The sequence below is a fragment of the Xanthomonas arboricola pv. juglandis genome (assembly GCF_905367715.1).
Classification (GTDB): domain Bacteria; phylum Pseudomonadota; class Gammaproteobacteria; order Xanthomonadales; family Xanthomonadaceae; genus Xanthomonas; species Xanthomonas arboricola.
Map to the genome: position 1 here is coordinate 4,841,208 of NZ_HG999362.1, position 25,496 is coordinate 4,866,703.

Here is a 25,496-nt window from a genome sequence, read left to right on the forward strand (position 1 = left end):
CTCCCTGAGCCCCGCCCCACCTCATGAACGATCGCTCACAACAGCTCTCCTTGCGCGAAAAGATCGGCTACAGCCTGGGCGACCTGGCAGCCAACCTGATCTTCCAGACGCTGGTTACCTTCCTGGCGTTCTTTTATACCGATGTGTTCCGCATCCCGGCGAGCGTGGCCGCCACCCTGATCTTCGTGGTGGGCATGCTCGGCGCGTTCGTGTTCACGCCCATCATCGGCATCCTGGCCGACCGCACCCGCACGCGCTGGGGCAAGTTCCGCCCGTGGATCCTGTGGACGGCAGTGCCGTTCGGTGCCTTGTCGCTGGCCGCGTTCAACACGCCCGCACTCGGCGAGCAGGGCAAGATCGCCTACGCCTTCGCCACCTACACGCTGCTGATGCTGGTGTACGTGGCCAACAACCTGCCGTACTCGGCATTGAGCGGCGTGCTCACCGGCAGCATGGAGCAACGCAACAGCTTGTCGGCGTACCGCTTCCTGGCGGTGACGTTTGCGCAGTTCATCATCCAGGTGTTGTTGCTGCCGCTGGTGCTGATCCTGGGCAATGGCGACAAGGCACAGGGCTTTCGCAACACCATGGCGCTGTTCGCCGCCGTCGGCACGCTGTGCTTTCTGATCACCTTTTTCACCACCCGCGAGCGCGTGCTGCCGATCAGCGAACAACGCAGCAGCGTGCGCCAGGACCTCACCGATCTGGTCCGCAACAGACCCTGGCTGGTGATGCTGTCGCTGACCATCCTGGTCTTCATCAATCTCGCCATGAAGGGCGGGATGTACATCTACTACTTCAAGTACACCCTCGACGCGAACGCGTTGACGCTGTTCCTCGACAACGCCGGCTTCAACCGCTTCATCGCTGCGATCAACAGCGCGCTCACCGGCGCCGGCCTGAGCGCGCTGCAATGGCCGCAGGACGCACCCACCTCGGCCTTCAGCGTGTTCAGCGCCGGCGGCATCCTGGCGATGATCGTGGGCATCGGCTTCTCCAAGCGGCTGGCCGATCGCTACGGCAAGCGCAACGTGTTCGGCGGCGCGCTGCTGATCTCCACGCTGTTCCTGCTGGCGTTCTACGTGTATCCGCCGACTGCGATCGCCTGGGTGTTCGCCTCCTACGTGCTGCACGGCTTCTTCTACGGCATCACCATCCCGCTGCTGTGGGCGATGATCGCCGACGTGGCCGACTACTCGGAATGGAAGAACCACCGCCGCGCTACCGCGATCATTTTCTCGGCGATGTTGTGCGGCCTGAAGATCGGCCTGAGCGTCGGCGGCGCGCTGGTCGCCGGCATCCTGGCGTTCTATGGCTACGATGCCGCCCTGCCGCTGCAAAGCGATGCCGTGACAAACGGCATTCGCCTGGCCATCAGCGTGTATGCGTCCATCCCGTTCCTGCTCGGTACCGCGTTGCTGGCGCTGTACGAGATCGACAAGCCGCTGGAAACCCGGATCGAACACGAGCTGGGCCTGCGCCGACGCAGCGCCGCGCTCGCCACCAGTTGACGCCCTCTCCCTCCCACCTCATGCACAGGTACGCGCATGTCCGATGAACTGCACACCGCTGCACTGCAGGCGCTGGCGCGCACCGCCATTTCCGCACCGCTGGTCACCCACCTCTATACCGCCGACCCTTCCGCACACATGTTCGACGGCGCCTTGTACATCTACCCCTCGCACGACATCGATGCTGGCGTTGCCTTCAGCGACGACGGCTCGCACTTCGACATGGCCGACTACCACGTCTTCCGCATGGCGCATCCCGGCGCGGCGGTGGAAGACCTGGGGCAGGTCCTGCACGTGCGCGACGTGCCCTGGGCACAGCGCCAGATGTGGGCCCCGGATGCCGCGCAGCGCGACGGCAAGACCTATCTGTATTTTCCCGCCAAGCGGGCCGACGGTACCTTCCAGATCGGCGTAGCGGTCGGCGATGGCCCGCAAGGCCCGTTCGTCGCCGCAGCCGAGCCCATCGCCGGCACCTACTCGATCGACCCGGCGGTATTTGCCGACCACAACGGCGCGCATTACCTGTACTTCGGCGGGATCTGGGGCGGCCAACTGCAGCACTACCGCGACAACGTCTATGCGCCGGACCATCAGGAACCGGGCGACGACGCGCCCGCACTCGGCCCGCGTGTCGCCCGCCTGCGCGAGGACATGACGCAACTGGCCGAACCCACCCGCGAGATCGTCATCCTCGACGAATACGGCACCCCGCTACGCGCCGGCGACCATGCCCGCCGCTTCTTCGAAGGCCCCTGGGTCCACCACCATGCCGGCCGCTATTACCTGTCCTACTCCACCGGCGACACCCACCGCATCTGCTACGCCACCAGCGATACCCCGTACGGGCCATTCGCCTACCAGGGCGTGCTGCTCGCACCGGTGGTCGGCTGGACCACGCATCACTCCATCTGCCTGTTCAACGGCCAGTGGTACCTGTTCTATCACGACGCCGTGCTGTCGGGCGGGCAGACACATCTGCGCAGTATCAAGATGGCACCGCTGGAACACGACGCGGATGGAAGGATCGCGACGATTCATCCATATGGGGAAGACGCGGTATCGCCCTGGTGAATGCCGTCGGGCTACCGCCTGCCGGGACTATCAGCGCGTCATGGCTCAACCGCCGGCGCTGAACGACACATCCCGTCAACGTTGCGCTTTCGAAGCGCATCGTGATTCCTCGCTGCGGCTGATCGTCGACCCGGCGCTCACCACTCCGTGATCGCGCGTTTCCTGGCATGCGCAAGGCGTCGGCCTGGCGCTTCAACACCGCCATGACATGTTGAGCGTTACGGTCGTGCCGCTGGCACACCACGCCAGCGTGCACTCAGTCCGGAACTGCATCGCATGGGGTTGCATCCGGACGCACAGTAACGCCGTAGGCCTATCTACTGGTTCTTTCTGGTGGAGGTTGCCATGCGAGGTGGTTCAATGCTGTTGTTGCTGACGCTAGCGGTCTACGGGAGTGCCAGTGGAAGCGAGTCGCGTGCCGCCCTGCCCCGCGCAGACAGCGTCGACGTGCCGCGCTTCATGGGCGACTGGTACGTCATCGCGCATATTCCCACCCGGCCCGAGCGCAAGGCCTACGATGCCGTGGAGCGCTATGCGCTGCGGCCGGACGGCCGCATCCAGACCACCTTCACCTACCGCAAGGGCAGCTTCCAGGCACCGCTCAAGTCCATGCATCCGATCGGCCAGGTGGCGAAGGAAGGCAATGGTGCGCTATGGAGCATGCAGTTCTTCTGGCCGTTCAAGGCCGAGTACGTGATCGCCTGGCGGGATTCAGCGTATGCGCAGACCATCGTGGCGCGCAGCAAGCGCGATTACGTCTGGTACATGGCGCGTACCCCGCAAGTGTCCGATGCCGACTATCAGCAGGCTGTCCAACGCATCGCCGCCATGGGCTATGACGTGTCAAAGCTGCGCCGCGTACCGCAGTCACAGCGGTAACGCGGTAAGAGTGCAACCAGTTTAGCGATGCAGTGACTGCGTCGCCGGCTCTCGCACACGGGCTGCGTCAGGCGTCCTTGTCATCCACGGAAAACTCCCAGCCGTCATTCAGGCCACCCAGGGGCTTGGCCTCCACGGCCAGCTCCTCCTCGAATGCCGAAATCGCCTTGTGCGACGGCACCATGGTCGGATACACCGTCACGTCCATCGGAAACGCGGTGTTTTCCGGATAGTGGCAGCAACGCACCTTTTGCTCGAAGCGCAGCAGCATCACCGAGAACTCCAAGGCCGACTCCTTCGTGGGGAAGACCACGGAGAACGCAATCTCGCGCGGCTTCGACAGGTCCACGCCTTGCTGGGCAATGTGCCAGAGGGTGTTGCCGTTATCGTCGTTGGGATACAGGTCCGGATGTCGTTGCATATGAGCTTCGGTCTTTGGCGGCCGGTTGGCAGGGAGAGAATTCTAGCGCCTGGCTTGTGAAGCCTGTCATTAACTGCGGCCTGAAATTGAATCGTGTCGGAATGCTTGTCGAGCCCACGATTTCTTTGCAATTACGTCATTTCTGCTTTATCAGCTGGCATATTCGGGCCTCCCATTTAGACCCCCGATGTGAAATGTGTGGATATTAATAACTATACCTTTGCGACACGACATTGATAATCCAAAGAGCACCAGGATTCCAGGCCCGCATCTTGACTCCCCCATGCATCGGTAGCACACTCCTTCACGGAGCGTAGCAACTCCGCAAACAGCGGTACCACCCCCGTCAAGCGGTGGTTTTTTGTGCCTGATGTTCGGGCACATGCTCGGCGTCTCCACGCCGGGAGGGCGGCGAATACAATACCCGCAAGGGAAATAAGCCCGCCGTCTGTTTGCGGTTGCTAACCTCCCGGCATCCCGCCGCATCGTGCGGCGGGAGCCTGTCCGGAGAGTTGAGCATGGAGCAGTCTCTGTTCGGGTATTACCTGCTGCCGGAAGACGCGCAGCTTCGGTTGTTGCAGACGCGCGATCATTTACGCCTGCTGGGCATGTTGGCACGGCCACGCAACACAATCGCCAGACATTGCAATGAGCCGCATGTCAGCCTGGATGCGCTGGCGTTCTGCTTTGATCTATTGGCTGAGCAGCTGGAGACCGTCTTGAAGCAGACGCTGACGCCCGATGATCTTCCAGAATCGAACTTGGCACAGTAACTGCGACAACACCTCAGGCTGTCACCTCAAGGTGCCCAGCCCGCAAGTAAGGCCTGGCCTCTGATTCATTCAAAACCGATCAAGTTTATATACGACACACCTTTGACTCCCATATGAGATTCGGTGTGACCCGATTCAACGTAGGCGCGGCTAACCCCGCACTGGCAGACTTTCTTGACGTTGTTTTTGATGGCGCCTTCAATGCTGTGATCGAAGCTAAATGCACTACTTCCTTCAACAACGCATACTTCTCTTTTCAGGCCATTCTCTATCGCCTGACTCTTTGTTTGATAGACCATCACCTCACAACTACCACTCTTATAGTTGGTAGCTGCGCCTATCATTCTCACCGATCCAGTTGCGCAACCAGACAAACAGCCAAAAATGATAGATAAAAATATTACTTTATTGCTAGTCAAGAAAACCTCGATTTTTTAGCTGACCTGCTATGCGGGAAGTGATTCCGGCACGGATCATGGAATCCCTGCGAGCACGCATTCGTTACGCGCCACAGAGCCACATAAATCACAAGCCATGCGCGTCACAGCAACTCAATGATGCAGCTTAAAAAGGCGGAGGCGTCTTTCGCCTCCGCCGGTGATTATCACGGCAGCCAAACCAGATTCATCAGCTGCGGATCGGCCGTCACCTTGACCAGCTTGCCGCTGGGGCCGAACTGCACCTGGTACTCGGAGAAGCTGTCGCGCCAGTAGCGCCACAGCGAGGCGTCCAGATTCGGGTTTTCGCTGCTGATCGGGTAGCCGACGGCCATCAGCACCTGTTCGCGCGTCATGCCGCCAGTGAGCTTGCCGTCATTGATGGCCTGGCGGATCTTGGGCGGGAAGGTGGCGAGCTTGAGCTTGGGGTCGGCGGTGACGACATAGCGGGCGGCGAAAGCGGTGTTGTCCAGGTCGCGGCTGTAATCGTTGCCGATGGACTGCTTTTCGCCGGCGATCTTGAGGTTGACGCGGTTGCGACCGAAGCCGGTGACGCTGACCGGGGTGCCTACGGGAAGCATGCGCTTGCCGTCTTCGGCGTAGTTGCTGTCGCTGATCCAGCTGCCGTCGGTGCGCAGGTTGCAGCACAAAAAGCCGTCGTACTTGGCGACGTCGGCGGCGCTGGCCAGGTTGGCGGCGGTGAGCAGGCTCAGGGCCAGCATGGAAGAACGCAAACGCATCGTAAAGACTCCTTTCTCGACGGCCATGGCCGCGCGGCAATGATGGGATCAGGCGCGCCGCCGTTTCCCCAACGGCGCGCAGGCATTGTCGCAGCCCCGGGCGGCTTGGCAAGCACAGGTGACGCGGCCGGCCCGTGGTTGTGTATGCTCGGAGCCGTGGAAACTCTCTCACCCGCCGAGATCGCCGAGCAGATCGCCGAGTTACGACGCGCCCACCGCGCGTTGGACGAGGAGATCCAGCGCGTGCCCGCCAACATGGACGACGAGCTGCAGATGAAGCGTCTGAAGAAGCGCAAGCTGCATCTCAAGGACTGCATCACGCGGCTGGAAATGGAGCTGGTGCCTGACGAGCCGGCGTGAGGTTGGTGCGTGCGGCCGCCTGGGTTTGCTTTGCGGTCGTGGATACCAGCGTCGCGGTGACAGGCAGTTGAGTCAGTTGATGACGAAGGCAGGGTTTTGTCCGCATGGCGCCGGCTTGAGCTGAGGCGTGTCGCGTTGGTCGCTTGGGCCACACCCTCACCCCACTCCGCGCCCCGGCCCACGCCTTGCGACGCGGGCGCCCCAAGGCACGCGCGCCAGTGGCGCGCAAGTGGTGCCGCTTCGCCCCGAGGGGAGAGGGGCTTGATATGCCGGCCTTGGAGAATTGTCGATCTCTTCGGCCGATCTGGGCAACGGATCCGGGCGCTTGTTCGCGTCAGCGGACGTGCAAGCGCCTCACCGCTTTTGCGCGTCAGGCGCCGACTGTCGTAAGACGACCCGAGCCGCTGTCCTCAACCTGCGCGCAGCAGGATCTTGCCGCGGCGGCCCGGTTCGGCGCTTGCCGCTGCCGCCTTGGCCGCATCTTCCAGATCGAACACCGCTTCCACCGGCAGGGCCAGGCTGCCATCGACGGCGGCCTTGAGCAGTTCGCCGATCATGCGGCGCTTGTCCTCGGGCTTGGTGGCGGCCATGACCTTGCTGCCCCAGAAGCCGCGCACGCTGGCCTGCTTGAAGATCACATCGCCGCTGGAAATCTGCAGCGGCTCGCCGGTCATCGAGCCGAACGAGATCAGCTCGCCGCCCTCGGCAAGCAGCCCCATCAAGTCGCCGGCCGCGCTGCCGGCCACCGAGTCGATTGCGCGCACGATCGGCGCCTCGCCGAGCAGCGCGCGCACGCTGTCCTGCCAGCCCTCCCGGGCGGTGGAGACCGCGTTGCCAATGCCCAGGGCCTGCAGCTCGTCCACGCCGGCGTCGCGGCGCACCAGGTTGACCACGTTGATGCCGCGCGCGGCGGCGAGCATGGCGACAGTCTTGCCGACCGCACCGTTGGCGGTGTTCTGCACGATCCAGTCGCCTTTTTCGACCTGCAGGAACTCGATCAGCATCAGCGCGCTCAGCGGCATGGCGATCAACTGGCAACCGCGGTCGTCGTCCAGCGCGTCGGGCAGCGGCACCACGCCGGACGCGTCGGCCAGGAAAAACTCCGCCCAGCTCTCGTGCACGCCGGCGGCGACCACGCGCTGGCCGGTCTGCAGGCCCTGGACGCCTTCGCCGAGGGCATCGATCACACCGGCCGCTTCGCTGCCGCCGATTGCGGGAAGCTCAGGCTTGTAGCCGTAGTTGCCACGCACCGTCCACAGGTCGTGGTTGTGGATGGGCGAGCGACGCATGGCGATGCGCACCTGGCCCTTGCCGGGCTGCAGGGTGGGCCGTTGCCCGAGTTCGAGCACCTTGGCCGGGTCGCCGAATTGGGTGTGGATGGCTGCGCGCATGGAGATCTCCTGCCGGGCACGCCTGTGATCCAACGCACCCGATCGTGATGAAAGGTGGCGCGATGCTATCGGTACGGCTGCAAGAGGCGGATGAAACGAACGGAACTGTTGTGTGAAGTTGCGGCGTTGGTGGAGGACGCCTGGAGTGACTCTGGTCTACCACAGCGCCGGGGGGTAGCGTGCTGACCGACCCGCATCCGCCTTGCGGGCACCTTCTCCCGGGGAGAGAAGGCAGGCATCGTGCGCATCTGCGCTTCCCTGCGGGTGCGCTGCCATTGCCCGCATCACCTGCCGCAGGGAGACGCTGGGGTTTGTACTGCCTTACTCGGCCGGCGGCAGCACCACGTCCGGCTTGACCGCCTCGGGGCTGACCCGCTCGATGGTGTGGCGCAATTCGCGGCCAAGGATGAACTTGGCGTCCTTGGCCCACGCATCCAGGCGCTCGTCGAACAGCAGCTTGCTGTTCTCGTCCGGCCACACCAGGCGCAGCTCGCGCAGTTTCTGGATGAAGCTGCGGAACAGGGTCTTGTCGAAGAACTCCGGGGCGGCCGGGGCATACAACAGGCTCAGGCGCTGCGCGGCCTGCTGGCACAGGCTTTCCAGCTCGCCGGCACCGAGCACGCCGGGGCCGTTCTTCACCAGCACCGAGATGGCGATGTAATAGCGCTCGAAGGCCTGCTGCAGCGAATGGCCGATCGCGCGCAGGCGGAACACCTCGTCGGTCTGCCCGGTATTGCGGGTGAGGATGCCGCCATCGTCGTCGGTGACGTTGAGCAGCAGGCCTTCGCGCACGAACATGTCGATGGTCTGCTCGATGCGTTCGGCAAAACGGTCCTCGCTCCACGGCAGGAACAACTCCGCCTGCAGGAACGGGTACACGGTGCGCCCCAGGCGCAGCAGACCGGCACGGCTCATGCGGCGGTTGTTCTGGAAACAGCACGCCACCCACGACGAGGCCGTGAACAGGTGCAGCACGTTGTTGCGGAAGTAGCTCAGCAACACCGCGGTGTCGCCGCTGACGCTCAGCACATCGCCCAGCGGATGCGACACGCGCGTGAGCACATTGATCTCTTCGGCGTGGGTGATGATGCGCGCCGGGGTGTGCGGGGTGACGGTGACGCGGTCCGAATACGGCATCTCCGCCAGCAGCTTCTTGCACAGCTCGATCTGCGCGATCAGGTCGGCCTCGCCCATCGCGTGCTTGGGCGTGGACAGCAGCGCCAGCGCCAGCAGGTTGATCGGGTTGACGTCGGCGGCGCAGTTGATGCGGGTCTGGATCTGGGTGGACAGCGTGTCCACCGCCGGTGCCAGCCAGGTGGGCTTTTCGTCGTCGGGCAGCGGTTGGCCGTCCCAGTCGGGCGCGTGCTTGGCCAGCACGTCGTTGAGCGCGATCGGCTCGCCGAAGTTCACCACCACCTGGCCGTAGTTTTGCTTGAGCACCTTGGGGATGGACCACAGCAGGCCCCAGATGGATTCCTTCTCCTTGGGCCGGCCGGTGAGCTCGTCAAGGTAGCTGTTGCCTTCCATCAGCTTCTCGTAGCCGATGTAGACCGGCTGGAACAGCACCGGCTTGCGCGGCTGGCGCAGGTAGGCGCGCAGCGTCATCGCGATCATGCCGCCCTTGGGCTGCAGCAGACGCCCGGTGCGCGAGCGCCCGCCTTCGACGAAGTATTCGATCGAGTAACCGCCGGCCACCAGCTGCGCGACGTACTCGCTGAGCACCGCCGAATACAGCGCATTGCCCTTGATCGAGCGGCGGATGAAGAACGCGCCGCCCTTGCGCAGCAGCGTGCCGACCACCGGCAGGTTGAGGTTGATGCCGGCCACGATGTGCGGCGGCACGATGCCGCGTTCGTACAGCAGGTAGCTCAGCAGCAGGTAATCCATGTGGCTGCGGTGGCTGGGCACGTAGACCACTTCGTGCCCGGGCGCGGCCTGCTTGAGCTTGTCCAGGTGATGCACCAGCACGCCGGCGTAGATGCGGTTCCACACGTGGGTGAGCAGGAAGCTGGCCGAGCGCACCACCGGGCTGGAATAGTCGGCGGCGATTTCCCAGGCGTAGGCATGCGCCTTGCGCCAGGCATCGACCGGCTTGGAGTTGTCGCGCTTGGCCTGGGTGGCGATGGCCTCGCGTACCGAATCGGCCGCCAGCACCTGGTCCACCAGCAGGCGGCGGGTGGACAGGTCCGGTCCGATCACCGCCTCGCGGATGCGCCGGAAGTGGGTGCGCAGCACGCGCTGCAGCTTGCGCAGGGTGCGCTCGGGCGGCAGGCCCTCGGCCATGGTCTGGCGCAGCGAGATCGGCGGAGCGAAGCGCACGATAGTGGTGCGGCCGTTGAGCAGCACCGCCAGCAGGCGCCGGAAGCGGCCGACCAGCGCCCAGTTTTCCGAGAACAGCACCGCGAACCAGCCGCTCTGCTTGTCCGGCGCGCGGCCGACGAAGATCGACACCGGCACCAGATGCACGTCCAGGTCGGCACGCACGCGATGCGCCTGCAGCAGCTTGGCCAGCGAATCCGAATGGGTCTTGCCGCCGCGCTGCTCGGGGATCAGCGAATTGCTGCTGCTGCGCCGCGACAGCGCCAGGTAGGCGCGCTTGCGCTGCAGCGGGTCGCCCGGCAGCGGCACCAGTGGCGAGGGCAGCCCGGCCTCGCGGCAGGCCTTGTCCAGGATCAGCGCGCTGGACAGGCCGTAGTCCTCCAGCACGTAGACCACCGGCGTGCCGTCGTCGTAGCGGCTCGGCTGGTCCGGTTCGATGGTCAGGCTCAGCCAGGGGTCGGCCAGGCGGCCGAGCAGGCGCGCCCACCACGGGCGTTTGGCGCTGCGGGCAGCGGCGACGGCGGGCGCTATCGACGGCGCAGCGTCCGGCGGAACCGGAACGGCGGTCGGCAAGGCGGCGGTCGTGGCACCGAGATCGGTGGCGGCAGCGCTGGGCGGGGCGGGCTGGCCGTCCGGGAACGGCAGGGGATTCTGTTCTGGCATCACGGTCATTATCGCCCAGCCGGGCGTTGCCCGGTGGCGGCGGGCGTGGCGGGCGCGGCCGCCGGGGTGTCAGGCCTTGCAGCGGCGTCGGGTGCGGGCGCCGCCGGCGCAGCGCCGAGCAGCGCCTGCACCTCGTCCTGGGTCTGCTGCTGGTACCAGTGGCCGTCGCGCTTGATCAGGGCGATGCTCAGGTCGATGTCGTGCGCGGCCAACGGATAGCGCAGCCGCACCTGGGCGCGGTCGCCGTCTTGCCTGATCAAGCCGGTGCGCAGCGCATCCAGGCTGCTGTCCAGCGACAGGCCGTAACGCTCCAGCACCTGCTTGGCCGCGGCCCAGAACGGCCCGAGCCGGCGCAGGCTCTCTTCCATCCCCAAACGCTGCAGATCGGCGTCCGAGCCGATGCCGGTGGCGCGGGCGGCGGTCACCAGGTCGGCGATGCTGGCCCTGGCACGCGCGCGGTCGGCCAGCGGCGCGGTGGCCGCCCAGGCGCTGAGGGCATCGACCAGCTGCACGTAATGGGCGCGCTGCTCGGGCTGGTAGTCGCTGCGGCTGCGCAGGTATTGCACGCCGAACTGGCCCAGCGACTGCGCGGCCTGGCGGATGCCCTGCGACTGGCCGGCCAGCTGTGCATCGAAGGCCTGCTGCAGCTGGCGTTCGGCGCCAGGCGCCGACAAAGTGCCGAGCAGGCTGCCGACCTCGTTGGGCAGCGGCAGCTCGGTCAGCGGCCAGCGGCTGGCACCGGTGCGCCAGGCCGCCTCCAGCTGGGTGTATTGCGCGGGGGTGACCCGGATCCGCGCATAGGCGACCAGGTCGTTGCGCCGCAATGGCAGGGTCATCGACTGCATCGCTGCGGCTGGCTCGGCGCTGGCGCCCGGCAAGGCGGCGGTCTTGTCGGCGCGCTGGCAGCTGCCCAGGCATAGCGCTGCCAGTAGCACCCACGCGATGGACTGGAACCGGCCGGCGCGGACGGTGGATGGCGACATGCGCACGCTGTTCCCCTGATCGATCGGCGCATCTTGCTGTCTGAACGCACTGGCGGCAAGGCGCGCGACAACCGTGCGCCCGGGTACGGTGCGGAAACGTTAGATTTTCGTAGTTCCATGCATGTTGTCGCCCAGTGTCCGACATTGACTGCCGTTGTCCTCTCCGGACAAACTTGTCCAGGCGATGCCGCCAAGCCCTTGTGCCACCTGCGTTTGGCCCAATGGTGCAGCGCATCATGTAAGCGCTTGCAGTTCCTGCTAGCGTGCGCGCCATCTCGCTCTGAGGTCGCCATCGGTTGGGGCCGATGTCATTCATGTGCATGTGTGACACGAACGTTCTGCGCCAGCGGACCGTGCGACCCTTCCCGGCGTGCGGCGGCAGCCGCGTTGTCCTGGAGGTTTTGCCATGAGTCGGCCACGCTCCGAAGGCGGTAGCGTCACCATCAAGGACGTCGCGCGCGAAGCGCAGGTGTCGGTGGCAACGGTCTCGCGCACCATGAATGGGCACCAGCATGTGGCCGAGTCGGTGCGCGAGCGCGTGCTGCAGGTGGCCCGCGCGCTGCATTACATCCCGCACCACGCCGCGCGCAGCCTCAGCAGCCGGCGCACCCACACCATCGGGGTGGTGTTGCCGGACCTGCATGGCGAATTCTTTTCCGAACTGATCCGCGGCATCGACCAGGTGGCGCGCGAGCAGGGCTACCACCTGCTGGTGTCCAGCTCGCACGGCGACCCGCAGGCGCAGCGCAAGGCGCTGGAACGCCTGCCCGGCCGCGTGGACGGGGTGGTGGTGATGTCGCCCTCGCTGGGCGACTCCGGCGTGCACGAGGACGCCCTGCCCGGCGGCCTGCCGGCGGTGCTGCTCAACTGCGCCGGCACGGCCAGCCAGCGCCCGGTGCTCAACGTGGACAACTACGGCGGCGCGCGGACGATGACGCGGCACCTGCGCGACAGCGGCCACCGCCGCATCGCCTTCATCGCCGGGCCGGCCGACAACTTCGATGCGCACGAGCGTCTGCGCGGCTACCGCGACGAGCTGGCACTGGATGCCGACGTGCAGCCGTGGGTGCTGCCGGGCAACTTCGACGAAGAGTCCGGCTACCGCGCCGGCCAGACGCTGGCACAGGGCGCGCGCCCGGATGCGGTGTTCGCGGCCAACGACATGATGGCGCTGGGCTGCCTGTTCGCGCTCGGCCATGCCGGGCTGAAGGTGCCGCAGGACATCGCGCTGGCCGGCTTCGACGACGTGCCGATGGCGCGCTACGTGCTGCCGGCGCTGACCACCATGCGGGTGGATATCGCCGGGCTGGGCGCGCGGGCATTGCAGTTGTTGCTGGGCCAGCAACTGGTCGATGCGCCCGCCCCGCCCGCCGATGCCGCACCGCCGGCGTTTTCCGAGATGGTTCCCGAACTGATCGTGCGCGCGTCCAGCGCGCCGCGGGCGGCGCCTCCTACCTGAAACGCGCCACCACGCTTTGCCGAACGTGTGTTGCTTGCAGTCCTTGCCGTTGTTGCCAGCTGTCCCGCTTGACGCAGTACCGACGCGCCAGCCACTCCGCTGGTTCGCGCTTTACCCCTGGGAGGGGGAAAGTCATGAAGAATTACCGCACCGTCTCCACCCTGCCGGCGCGCAGCCTGCTGTGCTGCGCCCTTGCCGCCTCGTTGCTGGCCAGCACCCCGGCCATGGCCCAGTCCAGCAATGCGACCTTGCGCGGCCAGGTCGCGGCGGCGCAGGCCGGCACCACCGTGACCGCGACCAATGTGGCCAGCGGCGCCGTCCGGCGCGTGCCCACCGGCGCCGACGGCAGCTACGCGCTGGTCGGCCTGCCCCCGGGCACCTACAAGGTGGATGCCGGCCCCGGCAGCGAGCAGACCGTGACCCTGTCGGTGGCCTCGTCGGTCACCTTGAACCTGGGCGGCGGCGCGGCCGCGGCGCCTGCCGGCGATGCCACCACGCTGGATGCGGTGCAGGTCACCGCCACCACGCTGCAGGAGGTCAAGACCTCCGAAGTGGGCACCAACGTGTCGCTGAAGCAGATCAGCACCGTGCCGCAGCTGACGCGCAACTTCCTGGAGTTCGCCGACACCGTGCCGGGCATGCAGTTCGAGACCAACTCCAACGGCAACAGCCAGATCCGCGGCGGCGCGCAGGGCAGCTCGGCGGTGAACGTGTACATCGACGGCGTCGGCCAGAAGAGCTACCTGTTCGGCGGCGTGTCCGGCCAGGAGCAGAGCGCGGGCAACCCGTTCCCGCAGCTGGCCATCGGCGAGTACAAGGTCATCACCTCCAACTACAAGGCCGAGTTCGACCAGGTCGGTTCGGCGGCGATCGTGGCCTCGACCAAGTCCGGCGGCAATGAGTTCCACGGCGAGATCTTCGGGCGCACCAGCAATACCGATTTCCGCGCGCGCCAGCCCGACGAACGCGCCGGCGCACCCAACTCCGATGGCAGCAAGCGCAAGACCCACCAGGACGAATACGGCTTTGCGCTGAGCGGGCCGATCGTGCAGGACAAGGCGCATTTCTTCTTCAGCTACGAAGGCAAGGGCTTCGAGGTCTCGGCCGATCCGGTGGCCGTGCCCGATCGCTTCAGCGCGCTCAGCGACGACCTGCCCGCCGGCGTGCAGAGCCGGCTCGGCTCGGTCACCCGCCCGTTCAACGAAGACCTGTACTTCGGCAAGGTCGACTGGGACATCGGCGAGAACGACCGCCTGGAGCTCACCGGCAAGTACCGCGACGAGGAAAGCCGCGACAGCGTCGGCGGCCAGACCACCGCGATCGCCTCCAAGATCAACCTCAACACCGAAAAGCGCTTCGACCTGCGCTGGCAGCATTACGGCGAGCGCTACGTCAACGAAGCGCGCGTGTCCTATGAAGACGTGCTGTTCAATCCCACCGCCTATACCGTGGGCAGCCAGAGCGTGTACACGCGCGGCATCGCCGAAGACGACGTGCTGCTCAACGACGGCGCCACCAGTGGCCTGGCGATCCAGCGCAAGGGCCAGAAAGGCCCCAGCTTCCAGAACGACCTGACCTTCAACAACCTGGAGTGGCACGGCAACCACGTCATCAAGATGGGCGTGAAGTACAAGGAAGTGGAGCTGACCCAGAGCGAGAACTCTGCGGCCAACCCGTCGTTCTACTACGCGGTGGGCGATGGCGCGGGCACCTCGGCCATTCCCTACCAGGTGCGCTTCAACCTGCCGTTCGCCGGTGCCGCACCGTCGGTGACCACCACCAGCAAGCAGCTGGGCCTGTACATCCAGGACGATTGGGACGTCAACGACAAGCTGCAGTTGAATATCGGCGTGCGCTGGGATGGCGAAAAGATTCCCTCGTACCTGGACAACGTGACCCCGCCGGAAGTGGTGGCGGCCTTGAACGGCCCCGGCACCGATCCGGCCGTGAGCGCCACCTACGCCGAGCAGCTGGCCAAGGGCGGGGTGGACATCAACGACTACATCAGCAACGGCCGCAACCGCAAACAGGACAACAACAACTTCGCGCCGCGCCTGGGCTTTTCCTACGACTTCCGTGGCGACGAGTCGCTGGTGCTGTTCGGCGGTGCCGGCCGCAGCTACGACCGCAACCTGTTCGACGTGATGGGCCTGGAGCAGATCAAATCCGCGCTGGCGCAGTACACGATCCGCTTTGCCGGGCCCACCAACTGCGTCCCGGCGGCGGGTACCTGCACCGCCTTCGATCCGACCTATGTGAGCAATCCCGATAGCCTGGCCAACCTGGTCGATGCGCGCGTACGCAACGGCGAAATCGACCTGCTCAACAACGATCTGAAGACGCCGTATGCCGACCAGTATTCGTTGGGCCTGCGCACCCAGCTGGGCGACTGGAACACCTCGGCCACGCTGTCGTACATCCACAGCAAGGACGGTTTCATCTTCACCCTGGGCAACCGCTATGCCAACGGCGATTTCTTCCAGAACGGCGCTCAGGCGTTCGAGCAGCGGCCGCAGGGCTTCGGCAACCTGATCATCGGCAACAACGGCGTGGAGACCAAGACCGGCCAGTTGCTGCTGTCGGCGGACAAGGCCTATACGCAGGAAAGCGGCTGGGGCCTGACCGCGGCCTACACCTTCTCCCGTGCGCGCGGCAATCGCGGCAACGACGATCGCTACGGATTCGATGCGGCCACCATTGCCGACTATCCGTTCCTGGATCTCAATGCGGTGCCGCGCCATCGCCTGGTGCTCACCGGCATCTACGACCTGTTCTGGGGCATCAGCGGCTCGGCCAAGCTGACCCTGGCCACGGTGCCGCCGCGCAACGAGGCGATCTCCTACGACCAGTACGGCGGCCCAAGTTCGGACAACATCCGCGTGGTCTCGGTGGATGCGCCCGGCGGCAAGTTCATCGCCGGCGGCGATATCTTCGGCACCCGCCAGCTGGACCTGTCGTTGTCCAAGGACATGCACATCACCGACGCGGTGACCGTGCAGGTGCGCGGCGATCTGATCAATGCGCTGAACTTCCGCAACTACGATCAGTACAGCATCGACTGGGGCAGTGCCGGCGTGTACGACCCGCGCGTGAGCATCAACCAGTACGGCGCGATGTCCACTCCGCCACGGACCTTGTTCATGAGCGCACGCATCATCTGGTAACGGCTGCGTTGGCGGCATCCGGCGTCTCGGCGCCGGTACCGCACCCGCTGCCTAAGCTGCATCGGCCCCACGGCAATGGGGAGGGGCCGGCCGCAGGCTTGTTGCATCGTCCCGATTGAGGTGTGTTGCTGCGGCGCGACGCGCGATGCGCGCGATGCCGCAGATGGCACGCTCCGGTTGGCGACCGTTTTTGCTGTGTTTGCCGTCCCTGCTGTTTGTTTGTTGCCCGCTGTACCCGTTCCATCCACACCAAGCACCAACCTCGACGCGCCAGTCACTTCACTGGTTCGCGCTTTACCCCTGGGAGGGGGAAAGTCATGAAGACTCACCGCACCGTCTCCACCCTGCCGGCACGTAGCCTGTTGTGCTGCGCCCTGGCTGCCTCGTTGTTCGCCACCACCCCGGCCATGGCCCAGTCCAGCAACGCCACGTTGCGCGGACAGGTCGCTTCCGCACAGAGCGGCAGCGAGGTCGTCGTCACCAACCTCGCCACCGGCTCGGTGCGACGCGCACCGGTCAATGCCAACGGCAACTACACCATCGTCGGTCTGCAGCCGGGCACCTACAAGGTCGAATCCAATGGCGCCAGCCGCACGGTGACCCTGTCGGTGGCCTCCAGCGCCACCGTCGATCTCGGCACGGAGGCGGCCGCGGCGCCCGCCGGCGACGCGACCACACTGGACACGGTGACGGTCAGCGCGCCGATGATTCGCGACGTCAAGACCTCCGAGGTGGGCAACACGGTGTCGCTGCGCCAGATCCAGCAGCTACCGCAGGCCACGCGCAACTTCCTGGAATTCGCCGACACCGTGCCGGGCATGGTGTTCACCATCGACCAGGACGGCAACACCAAGCTGCGCGGCGGTGCGTCCAACGCCAGCTCCAGCAACCTGTACATCGACGGCGTGAGCCAGAAGAGCTACGTTTCCGGCGGCGGCATCGCCGGCCAGGACGAGACCCAGGGCAACCCGTTCCCGCAGCTGGCGATCGGCGAATACAAGGTCATCACCTCCAACTACAAGGCCGAATACGGCCAGATCAGCGGCGCGGCGATCACTGCGGCGACCAAGTCCGGCACCAACGAGTTCCATGGCGAAGCGTTCTACCGCTTCACCAATCAGGACCTGCGTAAGCAACGCCCTGACGAAGCCGATGGCAAGGTCGATTCGCAGACCAAGGAATATGGTTTTGCGATCGGCGGCCCGCTGATCCAGGACCGCATGCATTTCTTCTTCGCCTACGAAGGCAAGGACAACGTCGCGCCCAAGAGCGTGCAGCCCAGTGCCGAAGCGGCGCCATTCATCGGCCTGCTGCCGTCGAACCTGCGCGACCAGTACGGCGCGTCCAACATGCCGTTCACCGAAGATCTGTATTTCGGCAAGATCGACTTCGAACCGACCGACAACGATCGCATCGAACTGGCCACGCAGTATCGCGACGAAACCCAGGTCAGCAATGTGGGCGGCCAGAACGCGCCCGACCGCGCGGTGGACAAGATCAACAAGGACAAGCGCACCAGCCTGCGTTGGCAGCACAGTGCCGACAGCTGGTTCAACGAAGCCATCCTCACCACCGAAGATTCGCGCAATGTGCCGACGCCGCGCGGTGTGGGCAACGGTTCCATCTACACCTACATCGACCGCACCCAGGCCGATCCGCGCCAGTGGGTGTTCCTCAACACCGGCGCCGCCAGTGGCGAAGACTTCAAGTTGCGTAGCCAGAAGGGTTGGTCGTTCCAGAACGATCTGACCTTCAACGCACTGCAGTGGCATGGCGAGCACACCATCAAGACCGGTGTGACCTACCGCGACATCAAGCTGACCTCGCGCGAATCGAGCTCGCTCAATCCGCAGTTCAGCTATGAAGTCGGCCAGAACGGGGTGGCACCAGTGCCGTTCCAGGTGCGCTACATCCGTGCGTTCGACAACCCTGGCCAGCTGCCGGTGGTCGAGTCGCCGTCCAAGCAGTACGGCATCTATCTGCAGGACGACTGGGCCGCCACCGACAAGCTGATGATCAACATCGGCGTGCGCTACGACTACGAAGACACCCCGGCCTACACCGATTTCGTGACCTCGCAGCCGTTCGTGGATGCGCTGTATTCCGACGACCCGGAAAACCCCGGTCAGCCGTGGGCCAACCGCCTGCTGCCCAGCGGCGTTAACGTGGCCGATTACATCAGCACCGGCAACAACCGCAAGAACTTCAAGGACGCCTGGGCACCGCGTCTGGGCTTCTCCTACGACCTGTTCGGCGATGAGGCGGCAGTGATCCACGGTGGTGCGGGCCGTTCCTACGACCGCAACCTGTTCGAACAGCTCGCGCTGGAATCGGTCAAGGCCGCGCTGTCGCCGGTGGTGGTGTACTTCAGCGATGCCGCCAGCGGCCAGGGCTGCTTCCGCGACGACCGCGCCTGTGCGCCTTGGAATCCGGCGTTTCTCACCGGCATCGATCAGCTCAACACGATCCCCGGCACCAGCGACAGCTCCGAGCTTTTCATGTTCAAGAACAAGCTCAAGACCCCGTACAGCGACCAATACAGCATCGGTATCAGCAACCAGGTCGGCGACTGGCTGACCGATGTCACCTTCCAGCGCATCCTGTCCTACGACGGCCTGGTGATGAGCCTGGTCAACCGCTATCCGAACGGCGCGTATTTCGATGCCAACGGCGGCGTGCCGTGGGGCGAGCCGGTGCCGGGCTATCGCAACACCATCATCGGCAACAACGGCCTGGAGCAGCGCAGCAGCCAGGTGTTGCTGTCGGCCGAAAAGCCCTACACCAAGGAATCGGGTTGGGGCTTGAACCTGGCGTACACGCATACCAGCGCGCGCCAGAACCGCAACATCGACGAGCCGTTTGCATTCGACAAGGCCACCATCCGCGACTATCCATTCGTGAAGTCCGATGCGGTCTCGGCGCACCGCTTCGTGGCCTCCGGCTCGCTGGATGGTCCGTGGGGCGTCACCTTTGGTGCCAAGCTGGTGCTGGCAACGCCTGAGCCGATCAACACGATTGCCTGCTACGGCTTCACCGATCCCGATGGCGGCACCTGCCAGCAGATCGGCGTCACTCCGCCGGGCAACGGCAAGTTCCTGCTGGGCGGCAAGATCTGGGGCTACCGCACCGTGGATCTGCAGGCCACCAAGGACTTCACCGTGGCTGGCGACTTCAAGCTGACCGCACGGGTAAACGTGCTCAACGTGTTCGATTTCAAGAACTTCACCCAGTACCAGTACAACAGCTTCGGCAGCAATGGTCGGCTGGAGCCGGACATCACCGTGGTCAACGACGGCGAGATCAGCTACGTGCCACGCAGCGTGATTTTCGAAGTGGGCGCAAAGTTCTGATCCACTGCAACGTGCACGCGCATGCGCCTGCATGCGCGTGAGTCGAACGGGGCCGCGTGGCCCCGTTCGCCTGTCAGCTTTCAAAGTGGCGAACAAAACATAGCGGGCAGTCGTCTGTTGGGTATCACACACTTGCGACGTAACGGTGTGCACGCGGTGCATGTTGTCCCGTGTATCGATTGCAACCGCCTGGCAATGATCACAGACGCTTTGTTGGCGGCTTCTCTTCTTCTCAGGACCGGACTTCCATGATCCCCGCTCCCCTCCGCAACATCGTCATCGTCGGCGGTGGCACCGCTGGCTGGATGGCCGCCGCGGCCTTCGCGCGCGTGCTTGGCCCCGGCTTCAAGGTGCAGCTGATCGAGTCCGAACAGCTCGGCACCGTCGGCGTCGGCGAGGCCACCGTGCCGCACATCAAGGCCTTCAATAACCTGCTCGGCGTCGACGAAGCCGAGTTTGTCCGCCAGACCCAGGGCAGCTTCAAGCTCGGCATCGAGTTCGTCGACTGGCAGCGGCCCGGCACGTCGTACATCCATGGCTTCGGCACCCAGATCGGGCACCCGCTCGGGCTGCTGCCGTTCCACCAGTACTGGATCAAGCAGCACGCGCGCGGCAAGGCGCAGCCGCTGGGCGCCTATACGCTCAACACCGTGGCCGCGGTGCGCGGCAAGTTCATGACCTCGGCCGGCGATGTGCCGGCCAATTCGCCGCTGGCCAATATCGCCTACGCGTATCACTTCGATGCCACGCAGTACGCGCGCTTCTTGCGCACTTACGCCGAACAGCGCGGCGTCACCCGTATCGAAGGCCTGGTCGAGCAGGTGCAGCTGCATGCGGACAGTGGCCACGTGCAATCGCTGCAGCTGGCCTCCGGGCAGGTCGTCAGCGGCGACCTGTTCATCGACTGCTCCGGCTTCCGCGGGCTGTTGATCGAAGAAGCGCTGCACACCGGCTACCACGACTTCACCCATTGGCTGCCCTGCGACCGCGCCCTGGCGGTGCCGAGCGAAAACGTCGGCCCGCCCACGCCGTATACGCGCTCCACCGCGCGCGCGGCCGGCTGGCAGTGGCGCATCCCGCTGCAGCACCGCACCGGCAACGGCTATGTGTACTCCAGCGCGCACATCAGCGACGACGAAGCCGCCGCCACGCTACTCGCCAACCTGGACGGCAAGCCGCTGGCCGACCCACGCCCGCTGCGCTTCACCACCGGCCGACGCAAGCAGTTCTGGAACCGCAACGTGGTGGCATTAGGCCTGGCCAGCGGCTTCCTGGAACCACTGGAATCGACCAGCATCCACCTGATCCAGGCCGGCATTTCCCGGCTGCTGGAGCTGTTTCCGCGCGAGGGCATCAGCCCGGTGCTGGTGCAGCGCTACAACGACCGGCTGGCATTCGAGTTCGACCGCATCCGCGACTTCCTGGTGCTGCACTACCACGCCACCGAGCGCGACGACAGCGCGTTCTGGCGGCACTGCCGCACGATGCCGATCACCCCGGAGCTGCAGACCACGCTGGACCTGTTCCGCGACAGCGGGCGCTTCTACCGCAATGCCGAGGAGATGTTCGCCGAGATCAGCTGGGTGCAGGTGATGGTCGGCCAGGGCATCCTGCCGCGTGGCTACCACCCGTTGGTGGACCAGGTGCCCGATCACGACGCCGAACGCTTCCTGGCCAGCGTGGCGCAGACCATCGGCCACTGCGTGGACGTCATGCCGACCCACCAGCAGTTCATCGATCGCTACTGCAAGGCAACCGCGCCGCGTTGAGCGACGTCACCGCCGGCGCAGGCACCGATCGGCAGGCAAAAAAAAGGACCGGGCACAAGGCCCGATCCCTTCGAAAACCGGGACAAGCCCGGTGGACAATGAGTGGCACAGCTTCCGACTGACATCGGACGAGGGGCATCGTACGCAGGCTTTAACGTTAAAGCAACACTTTAATTCTATCGCTTTAACTTGTTGATTTTGCTCGCTTGCGCCGCGGGCGGCGTGCACTATCCCCATGCTCCGTCAGTGCTGCTCCGCTCGCAGCACTGCCTGGATCTCTGCCTGGATCGCATTCGCCGCAGCGGCCGGATCGGCAGCCAGGCGGATCGGCCGGCCGACCACGATGGCGTCGGCGCCATCGTGGAAGGCCTGCGCCACACCCACGGTACGTTGCTGATCGTCGCCGACCGGGCCGCCGGGGCGGATGCCGGGGCAGACGATCGAAAACCCCGCGCCAGTGGCGCTGCGGATCGGGCCGGCCTCCTGGCCGGAGGCGATCACCCCGTCGATGCCGGCGGCCTGCGCGGCCAGCGCGCGCTCCACCACCACCTCCACCGGCTCGCGGTCGATGCCCATCGCCGCCAGGTCCGGCCGGCCCATCGAGGTCAGTACGGTGACCGCCAGCAGGCGCATGTCGCCGTGGTTGGCCTCGGCGGCGGCCTGCAGCATGCCGGCGTGCCAGCCGTGCACGGTGCAATAGCTCACCGGCCACTGCGCCAGCCGGCGGATGGTGCCGGCCACGGTGGCGGGGATGTCGAAGAACTTCAGGTCCACGAACACGCGCTTGTCGCGCCTGGCCAGGGCGTCGAGCACCTGGAAGTACTCGCCAGAGGCCAGCAGCTCCATGCCGATCTTGTAGAAGGACACCGACTCGCCCAGGCGGTCGACCCAGGCGATCGCCTCGTCGTGGCCGGGCACATCCAGCGCAAAGATCAACCGCTCATGCGCGGCCAGCAGCAACGGGGCGCGGCTCATCGGGCCACCTCCAGCGCGGCGCGCTTGGCATCGTGGCGCTGCTGCCAGGGCTGGGCGTAATCGTTGTTGAACTGCGCCGGCTCCCAGCCGCCGTAGCTGGGGTTGGGCAGCATCCACCAGCGCTCGCCGAACCAGTCGTGGTACTGCTGCAGCAGCGCGCCACGCGCCTGGCCGGTGTTGGCGGTGACCTGCACGAAGTCGCCGAGCTGGTCGCCGAACTGCATCAGCACGCGGTACTTCTGGCCGGCCAGCTGGCGCCGGCAGTTCTTCTCGCTGCCGTTCTGCTCGCAGCCCTGGACCACCGTGCCAAGGCCCAGGAACACGCTGTCATCGGCCACCGGCAGCCCGACGCTACGCAGGTTGGCCAGCGTGGCGTCCTTCAGGTGCACGGCGCGGTTGGAGATGTAGATCAAGGTGATGCCGCGGGCGTTGGCGGCCTTGGCGAAATCCACCACGCCCGGGATCGCGGTGGCCTTCTTCTCCGCCACCCACTGGTCCCAACTCAGCTCGTCGTATTCCTTGCCGTCGCGCAGCAGGCGCGCCTGGTACGGCGAGTTGTCAAGCACCGTCTCGTCCACGTCCAGCACCACCGCCGGCTTCAGCCCGGTGGCGGCATTGCCGCGTTCCTCGGGCACCAGCGCGTCCCAGTTGGGCTGCTTCAGCGCAGCGTCCAGCTTGTCGGCAGCGGCGCGGTAGGTCTGCTCGGCCACTGCGCGGTATTCCTCCGAGCGCTGCATCCACAGCACCGCGTTGAGGTTGTCGTCGCCGGCCGGCGCGGTGGCGGCTGCGGGCGGCGTAGCAGTCTTGGCTGCGGCGGCGCCGGCGGCCGCATTGGCGGACACGGCGGCGTCCTGCGCGCGCTGCGCCAGCTCCTTGTCGCCGGGTTTGCAGGCGCTCAGGGCCAGCGCGGTGCAGGCGAGCAGGGACAACGGGGCGTAAAGCGAGGGGCGCATGGCATCCACCAGAACAGGAGCGGCAATGAAGACCGCGATTTTAGCGGGTTCGCGCCGCCCCGCCCGCTCCGGCTGATGGCTATGCCGTCAGCAACGGCTGAGGCGAACGGATGGCTGCCGCTGCGACAAGGGGCGTATGGCCAGTTGACCGAATGGGTTTGAACACCACTGCGACGGATGCGTGCTTGCGCCAGTCCGACCCTGCTCAGGCTGATGGTCGCCGCACAATGCAGACGTGCACCATGCAGACGTCGATGTCGTAAGCCACGCTGCGTGATGGCCGCACCGGAAGAACGCAAATGCAAGATCGGCATATGCTTGTGCGCTGATTGCCCCGGAGTCGCCCCCATGACAGATGCACCTTCCCCGCCCGTCCTCGATACCGCCCAGGCCCGCGTGCTTGGCTGCTTGATCGAAAAAGAGGCGACCACGCCGGATGCGTATCCGCTCACGGTCAATGCCGCGCAGGTGGCCGCAAACCAGAAGACCGCACGCGAGCCGGTGCTGAACCTGCAGACCGGCGTGGTGCATCACGCCCTGCGTCAACTCGAAACCCTGGGGCTGGTCCGCCAGCAGTTCTCCTCGCGCGCCGAGCGTTACGAACACCGGCTGGGCAGCGTGCTGGACCTGACCCGCCAGCAGGTGGCCCTGATCGGCCTGTTGCTGCTGCGCGGCCCGCAGACGCTGGGCGAGCTGTTCGCGCGCAGCGAGCGGCTGGCGCGCTTCAACGATGCCGACGACGTACGCCACCATCTGGACCGGCTGATCCAGCGCGGCCTGGCGGTGCAACTGCCGCGTGCCAGCGGCCAGCGCGAGGACCGCTACATGCATCTGCTCAGCGGCGAACTGGATGTGGAGGCGTTGCAGGCCGCGGCGGCACGCGCTGCGCCAGGCCCCCGCAGCAACGCCGACAGCAGCGAGCTGGAAGCGCGCGTACAAACGCTGGAAGCCACCGTCGCCGAGCTGCAGGATGCGCTGGCCGCCGTGCAGGCGCGCCTGGAGGCGGCTGGCGCCTAGCGCGACGGTTCGCTCATGGAGATGCCCGCTTCACATCGACGCCCGCGCGGGGCGCGAAGCGCGCAACGACCAGCCAAACCGCCAGACGACGCGCTTGCCGCGCAGTAACGGCGCAACCTGCGGCCGGCCCGCTTACGTCGGCGTATCCACCTCGTCCCAGTCGGCGTCTTCGAAGTGCAGCAGCCAGTTGAGGGTGTAGTGACGCTCGTAGACCACGCCCGGCACGATGCCGGCCGGTGGCGGTTGCTCGCTCTGGCCGGCCTGGCGCACCGCCCAATGCAGGCGCAAGTGCCGGTCCAGCGCATCCAGCAGCTCGGGCACCGGTCGTAGCGTCAGCGACGGCCGCGTCGCGGCTTCGGCATGCTCCAGCGCGCGCTGGGCAGCCAGGGGCACATCGCACAGGCCGGTCGGCTCCGGCAGCGCCTCGGCCAGTCCCAGGGCCCACTGCAGCACGGCCAGGCTCTCGTAGCGCCAGCCGAAGTTGGCGAGCTGCTGCGGCTCCGGCACGGGCTGGGCAAAAAAGGCGCGCTCCTGCGGCGACAGTGCCGCCGCCACACCGGGCAGGCGGGCGTCCATCGCTTCCAACGCCGGTGGCGTATCGCCGGCGGCCAGCATCTCCGCGCGCAAGGCCACCGCAAACAACGCCAGCATGCGCTGCGTCACCGCCGCCGCATCGCGCACCCGTGCTTCGGTCTCGCCAGGCACCGGCGGCAGGCTGGGGGGCACGCGGATGCCTTGCGCGGTCAGCTGCGCGAGTTGCTGCGCACGCCGCTGCAAGGCATCCGGCGGATACGGCACCTGCGCCTGCTCATCGATCGCCGGCTCGCCCTGGCTGATCAGCACCCGCCCGTGCGGATCGCGCACGCTGCCGTCGGCCAGGAAACACACCGCGTTGGCCTGCTCGGCCCACTGCGCCAATTCCCCGAAAGCCGCATCGTCGACCTCGAAAGTGAAATGCTGACGCACCCGCTGCACATGCCGCATCAGGTGATAGCGCGGCTGGGTCATCTGGCCGTCGCCGGCCTGACTCACGTAGCCGACGAAGCCATGCAGATGCGTGGCCAATTCCGGATCGGCGTGGTCACGGTGCTGCACGGCGGCGCGCGGCAGGAAATCCGGCCACAACGGCTCGCGCAGCGTGGAATAGGCGTTGACCAGCAATGGCATGCAAGTGTCCTTGTTGGGGCGATGGACACAACGACGGCGCTCATCGCCAGGCAGGTGCGGTGCGGAGTCGCTGCGCCGCTCGTCCACCGAAGTG

Annotated in this window: 19 protein-coding genes; 10 read left to right on the top strand and 9 right to left on the bottom strand. The window is 65.9% G+C overall.

The window, feature by feature from the left end:
- Window positions 1-23: 23 nt before the first annotated feature.
- The 3 genes from KHN93_RS20855 to KHN93_RS20865 all read left to right on the top strand — a co-directional run bounded on the left by KHN93_RS20855 (window position 24) and on the right by KHN93_RS20865 (window position 3,461).
- Window positions 24-1,511 (top strand): MFS transporter, encoded by a 1,488-nt coding sequence (locus KHN93_RS20855; RefSeq protein ID WP_211921305.1) that lies wholly within the window; start codon window positions 24-26, stop codon window positions 1,509-1,511.
- 36 nt (window positions 1,512-1,547) lie between these two features.
- A complete protein-coding gene (locus KHN93_RS20860) occupies window positions 1,548-2,582 on the top strand; it encodes a glycoside hydrolase family 43 protein (protein ID WP_104596773.1) in 1,035 nt (344 codons plus the stop codon).
- Window positions 2,583-2,927: 345 nt separating this feature from the next.
- Window positions 2,928-3,461, top strand: coding sequence for a lipocalin family protein (locus tag KHN93_RS20865; RefSeq protein WP_104596771.1), 534 nt, complete (start codon window positions 2,928-2,930; stop codon window positions 3,459-3,461).
- A gap of 67 nt (window positions 3,462-3,528) precedes the next feature.
- Here KHN93_RS20865 and KHN93_RS20870 read toward each other — a convergent pair whose 3' ends face one another.
- Complete coding sequence (locus KHN93_RS20870; protein WP_024937634.1) at window positions 3,529-3,882, bottom strand: ribonuclease E inhibitor RraB; 354 nt, start codon at window positions 3,880-3,882, stop codon at window positions 3,529-3,531.
- Window positions 3,883-4,400: 518 nt separating this feature from the next.
- Between KHN93_RS20870 and KHN93_RS20875 the strand changes: the two genes are divergently transcribed.
- Window positions 4,401-4,655: an XAC0095 family protein gene (locus KHN93_RS20875; protein WP_039408933.1), complete on the top strand. Its 255-nt coding sequence runs from the start codon at window positions 4,401-4,403 to the stop codon at window positions 4,653-4,655.
- 65 nt (window positions 4,656-4,720) lie between these two features.
- On the opposite strand, the gene KHN93_RS20880 is transcribed toward KHN93_RS20875, so the two are convergent.
- Window positions 4,721-5,074 (bottom strand): hypothetical protein, encoded by a 354-nt coding sequence (locus KHN93_RS20880; protein ID WP_139052486.1) that lies wholly within the window; start codon window positions 5,072-5,074, stop codon window positions 4,721-4,723.
- A gap of 185 nt (window positions 5,075-5,259) precedes the next feature.
- Window positions 5,260-5,832, bottom strand: a complete 573-nt coding sequence (locus KHN93_RS20885; RefSeq protein WP_211921307.1) for a hypothetical protein — start codon at window positions 5,830-5,832, stop codon at window positions 5,260-5,262.
- A 156-nt stretch (window positions 5,833-5,988) separates the two neighbouring features.
- On the opposite strand from KHN93_RS20885, the gene KHN93_RS20890 reads away from it, so the two are divergent.
- A complete protein-coding gene (locus tag KHN93_RS20890; protein WP_023905744.1) occupies window positions 5,989-6,192 on the top strand; it encodes a YdcH family protein in 204 nt (67 codons plus the stop codon).
- Window positions 6,193-6,602: 410 nt separating this feature from the next.
- On the opposite strand, the gene KHN93_RS20895 is transcribed toward KHN93_RS20890, so the two are convergent.
- From KHN93_RS20895 to KHN93_RS20905, 3 genes are all read right to left on the bottom strand, one after another.
- Window positions 6,603-7,583: a zinc-binding dehydrogenase gene (locus KHN93_RS20895; RefSeq protein ID WP_211921309.1), complete on the bottom strand. Its 981-nt coding sequence runs from the start codon at window positions 7,581-7,583 to the stop codon at window positions 6,603-6,605.
- Between the two features lie 321 nt (window positions 7,584-7,904).
- A complete protein-coding gene (gene plsB, locus KHN93_RS20900; protein ID WP_024937637.1) occupies window positions 7,905-10,574 on the bottom strand; it encodes a glycerol-3-phosphate 1-O-acyltransferase PlsB in 2,670 nt (889 codons plus the stop codon).
- Entirely contained in the window at window positions 10,574-11,548 is a 975-nt protein-coding gene (locus KHN93_RS20905) for a hypothetical protein (RefSeq protein WP_181141889.1), read from the bottom strand. The genes plsB and KHN93_RS20905 overlap by 1 nt, the downstream gene beginning before the upstream one ends.
- A gap of 406 nt (window positions 11,549-11,954) precedes the next feature.
- Here KHN93_RS20905 and KHN93_RS20910 point away from each other — a divergent pair, with 406 nt between their 5' ends.
- From KHN93_RS20910 to KHN93_RS20925, 4 genes are all read left to right on the top strand, one after another.
- Window positions 11,955-13,007, top strand: a complete 1,053-nt coding sequence (locus tag KHN93_RS20910) for a LacI family DNA-binding transcriptional regulator (protein ID WP_016904027.1) — start codon at window positions 11,955-11,957, stop codon at window positions 13,005-13,007.
- Between the two features lie 134 nt (window positions 13,008-13,141).
- Window positions 13,142-16,171 (top strand): TonB-dependent receptor, encoded by a 3,030-nt coding sequence (locus tag KHN93_RS20915; RefSeq protein WP_039527683.1) that lies wholly within the window; start codon window positions 13,142-13,144, stop codon window positions 16,169-16,171.
- A 317-nt stretch (window positions 16,172-16,488) separates the two neighbouring features.
- Entirely contained in the window at window positions 16,489-19,521 is a 3,033-nt protein-coding gene (locus KHN93_RS20920) for a TonB-dependent receptor domain-containing protein (RefSeq protein WP_039527680.1), read from the top strand.
- 248 nt (window positions 19,522-19,769) lie between these two features.
- Window positions 19,770-21,290: a tryptophan halogenase family protein gene (locus KHN93_RS20925; protein WP_211921312.1), complete on the top strand. Its 1,521-nt coding sequence runs from the start codon at window positions 19,770-19,772 to the stop codon at window positions 21,288-21,290.
- Window positions 21,291-21,533: 243 nt separating this feature from the next.
- Here KHN93_RS20925 and pyrF read toward each other — a convergent pair whose 3' ends face one another.
- Together pyrF and KHN93_RS20935 are read right to left on the bottom strand one after the other, a co-directional pair.
- A complete protein-coding gene (gene pyrF, locus KHN93_RS20930; RefSeq protein ID WP_211921314.1) occupies window positions 21,534-22,265 on the bottom strand; it encodes an orotidine-5'-phosphate decarboxylase in 732 nt (243 codons plus the stop codon).
- On the bottom strand, window positions 22,262-23,227 hold the full coding sequence (locus tag KHN93_RS20935; protein WP_211921316.1) for a 5'-nucleotidase, lipoprotein e(P4) family: 966 nt from the start codon (window positions 23,225-23,227) through the stop codon (window positions 22,262-22,264). The genes pyrF and KHN93_RS20935 overlap by 4 nt, the downstream gene beginning before the upstream one ends.
- A 339-nt stretch (window positions 23,228-23,566) precedes the next feature.
- On the opposite strand from KHN93_RS20935, the gene KHN93_RS20940 reads away from it, so the two are divergent.
- Window positions 23,567-24,235, top strand: coding sequence for a YceH family protein (locus KHN93_RS20940; RefSeq protein ID WP_047127679.1), 669 nt, complete (start codon window positions 23,567-23,569; stop codon window positions 24,233-24,235).
- 132 nt (window positions 24,236-24,367) lie between these two features.
- Here KHN93_RS20940 and KHN93_RS20945 read toward each other — a convergent pair whose 3' ends face one another.
- The gene (locus KHN93_RS20945; protein WP_104560279.1) at window positions 24,368-25,402 is read right to left on the bottom strand and encodes a DUF4272 domain-containing protein; all 1,035 of its coding nucleotides are present in this window, start codon (window positions 25,400-25,402) and stop codon (window positions 24,368-24,370) included.
- Window positions 25,403-25,496 lie beyond the last annotated feature (94 nt).

What these genes read in the sequence shown, in the direction of transcription:
- KHN93_RS20860 (WP_104596773.1), top strand. Translation starts at nt 1,548, where the DNA reads ATGTCCGATGAACTGCACACCGCTGCACTGCAGGCGCTGGCGCGCACC.
- KHN93_RS20925 (WP_211921312.1), top strand. Translation starts at nt 19,770, where the DNA reads ATGATCCCCGCTCCCCTCCGCAACATCGTCATCGTCGGCGGTGGCACC.
- KHN93_RS20940 (WP_047127679.1), top strand. Translation starts at nt 23,567, where the DNA reads ATGACAGATGCACCTTCCCCGCCCGTCCTCGATACCGCCCAGGCCCGC.
- KHN93_RS20870 (WP_024937634.1), bottom strand. Translation starts at nt 3,882, where the DNA reads ATGCAACGACATCCGGACCTGTATCCCAACGACGATAACGGCAACACC.
- KHN93_RS20920 (WP_039527680.1), top strand. Translation starts at nt 16,489, where the DNA reads ATGAAGACTCACCGCACCGTCTCCACCCTGCCGGCACGTAGCCTGTTG.
- KHN93_RS20910 (WP_016904027.1), top strand. Translation starts at nt 11,955, where the DNA reads ATGAGTCGGCCACGCTCCGAAGGCGGTAGCGTCACCATCAAGGACGTC.
- KHN93_RS20915 (WP_039527683.1), top strand. Translation starts at nt 13,142, where the DNA reads ATGAAGAATTACCGCACCGTCTCCACCCTGCCGGCGCGCAGCCTGCTG.
- KHN93_RS20905 (WP_181141889.1), bottom strand. Translation starts at nt 11,548, where the DNA reads ATGTCGCCATCCACCGTCCGCGCCGGCCGGTTCCAGTCCATCGCGTGG.
- KHN93_RS20855 (WP_211921305.1), top strand. Translation starts at nt 24, where the DNA reads ATGAACGATCGCTCACAACAGCTCTCCTTGCGCGAAAAGATCGGCTAC.
- KHN93_RS20945 (WP_104560279.1), bottom strand. Translation starts at nt 25,402, where the DNA reads ATGCCATTGCTGGTCAACGCCTATTCCACGCTGCGCGAGCCGTTGTGG.
- KHN93_RS20875 (WP_039408933.1), top strand. Translation starts at nt 4,401, where the DNA reads ATGGAGCAGTCTCTGTTCGGGTATTACCTGCTGCCGGAAGACGCGCAG.
- pyrF (WP_211921314.1), bottom strand. Translation starts at nt 22,265, where the DNA reads ATGAGCCGCGCCCCGTTGCTGCTGGCCGCGCATGAGCGGTTGATCTTT.
- plsB (WP_024937637.1), bottom strand. Translation starts at nt 10,574, where the DNA reads ATGACCGTGATGCCAGAACAGAATCCCCTGCCGTTCCCGGACGGCCAG.
- KHN93_RS20885 (WP_211921307.1), bottom strand. Translation starts at nt 5,832, where the DNA reads ATGCGTTTGCGTTCTTCCATGCTGGCCCTGAGCCTGCTCACCGCCGCC.
- KHN93_RS20865 (WP_104596771.1), top strand. Translation starts at nt 2,928, where the DNA reads ATGCGAGGTGGTTCAATGCTGTTGTTGCTGACGCTAGCGGTCTACGGG.
- KHN93_RS20895 (WP_211921309.1), bottom strand. Translation starts at nt 7,583, where the DNA reads ATGCGCGCAGCCATCCACACCCAATTCGGCGACCCGGCCAAGGTGCTC.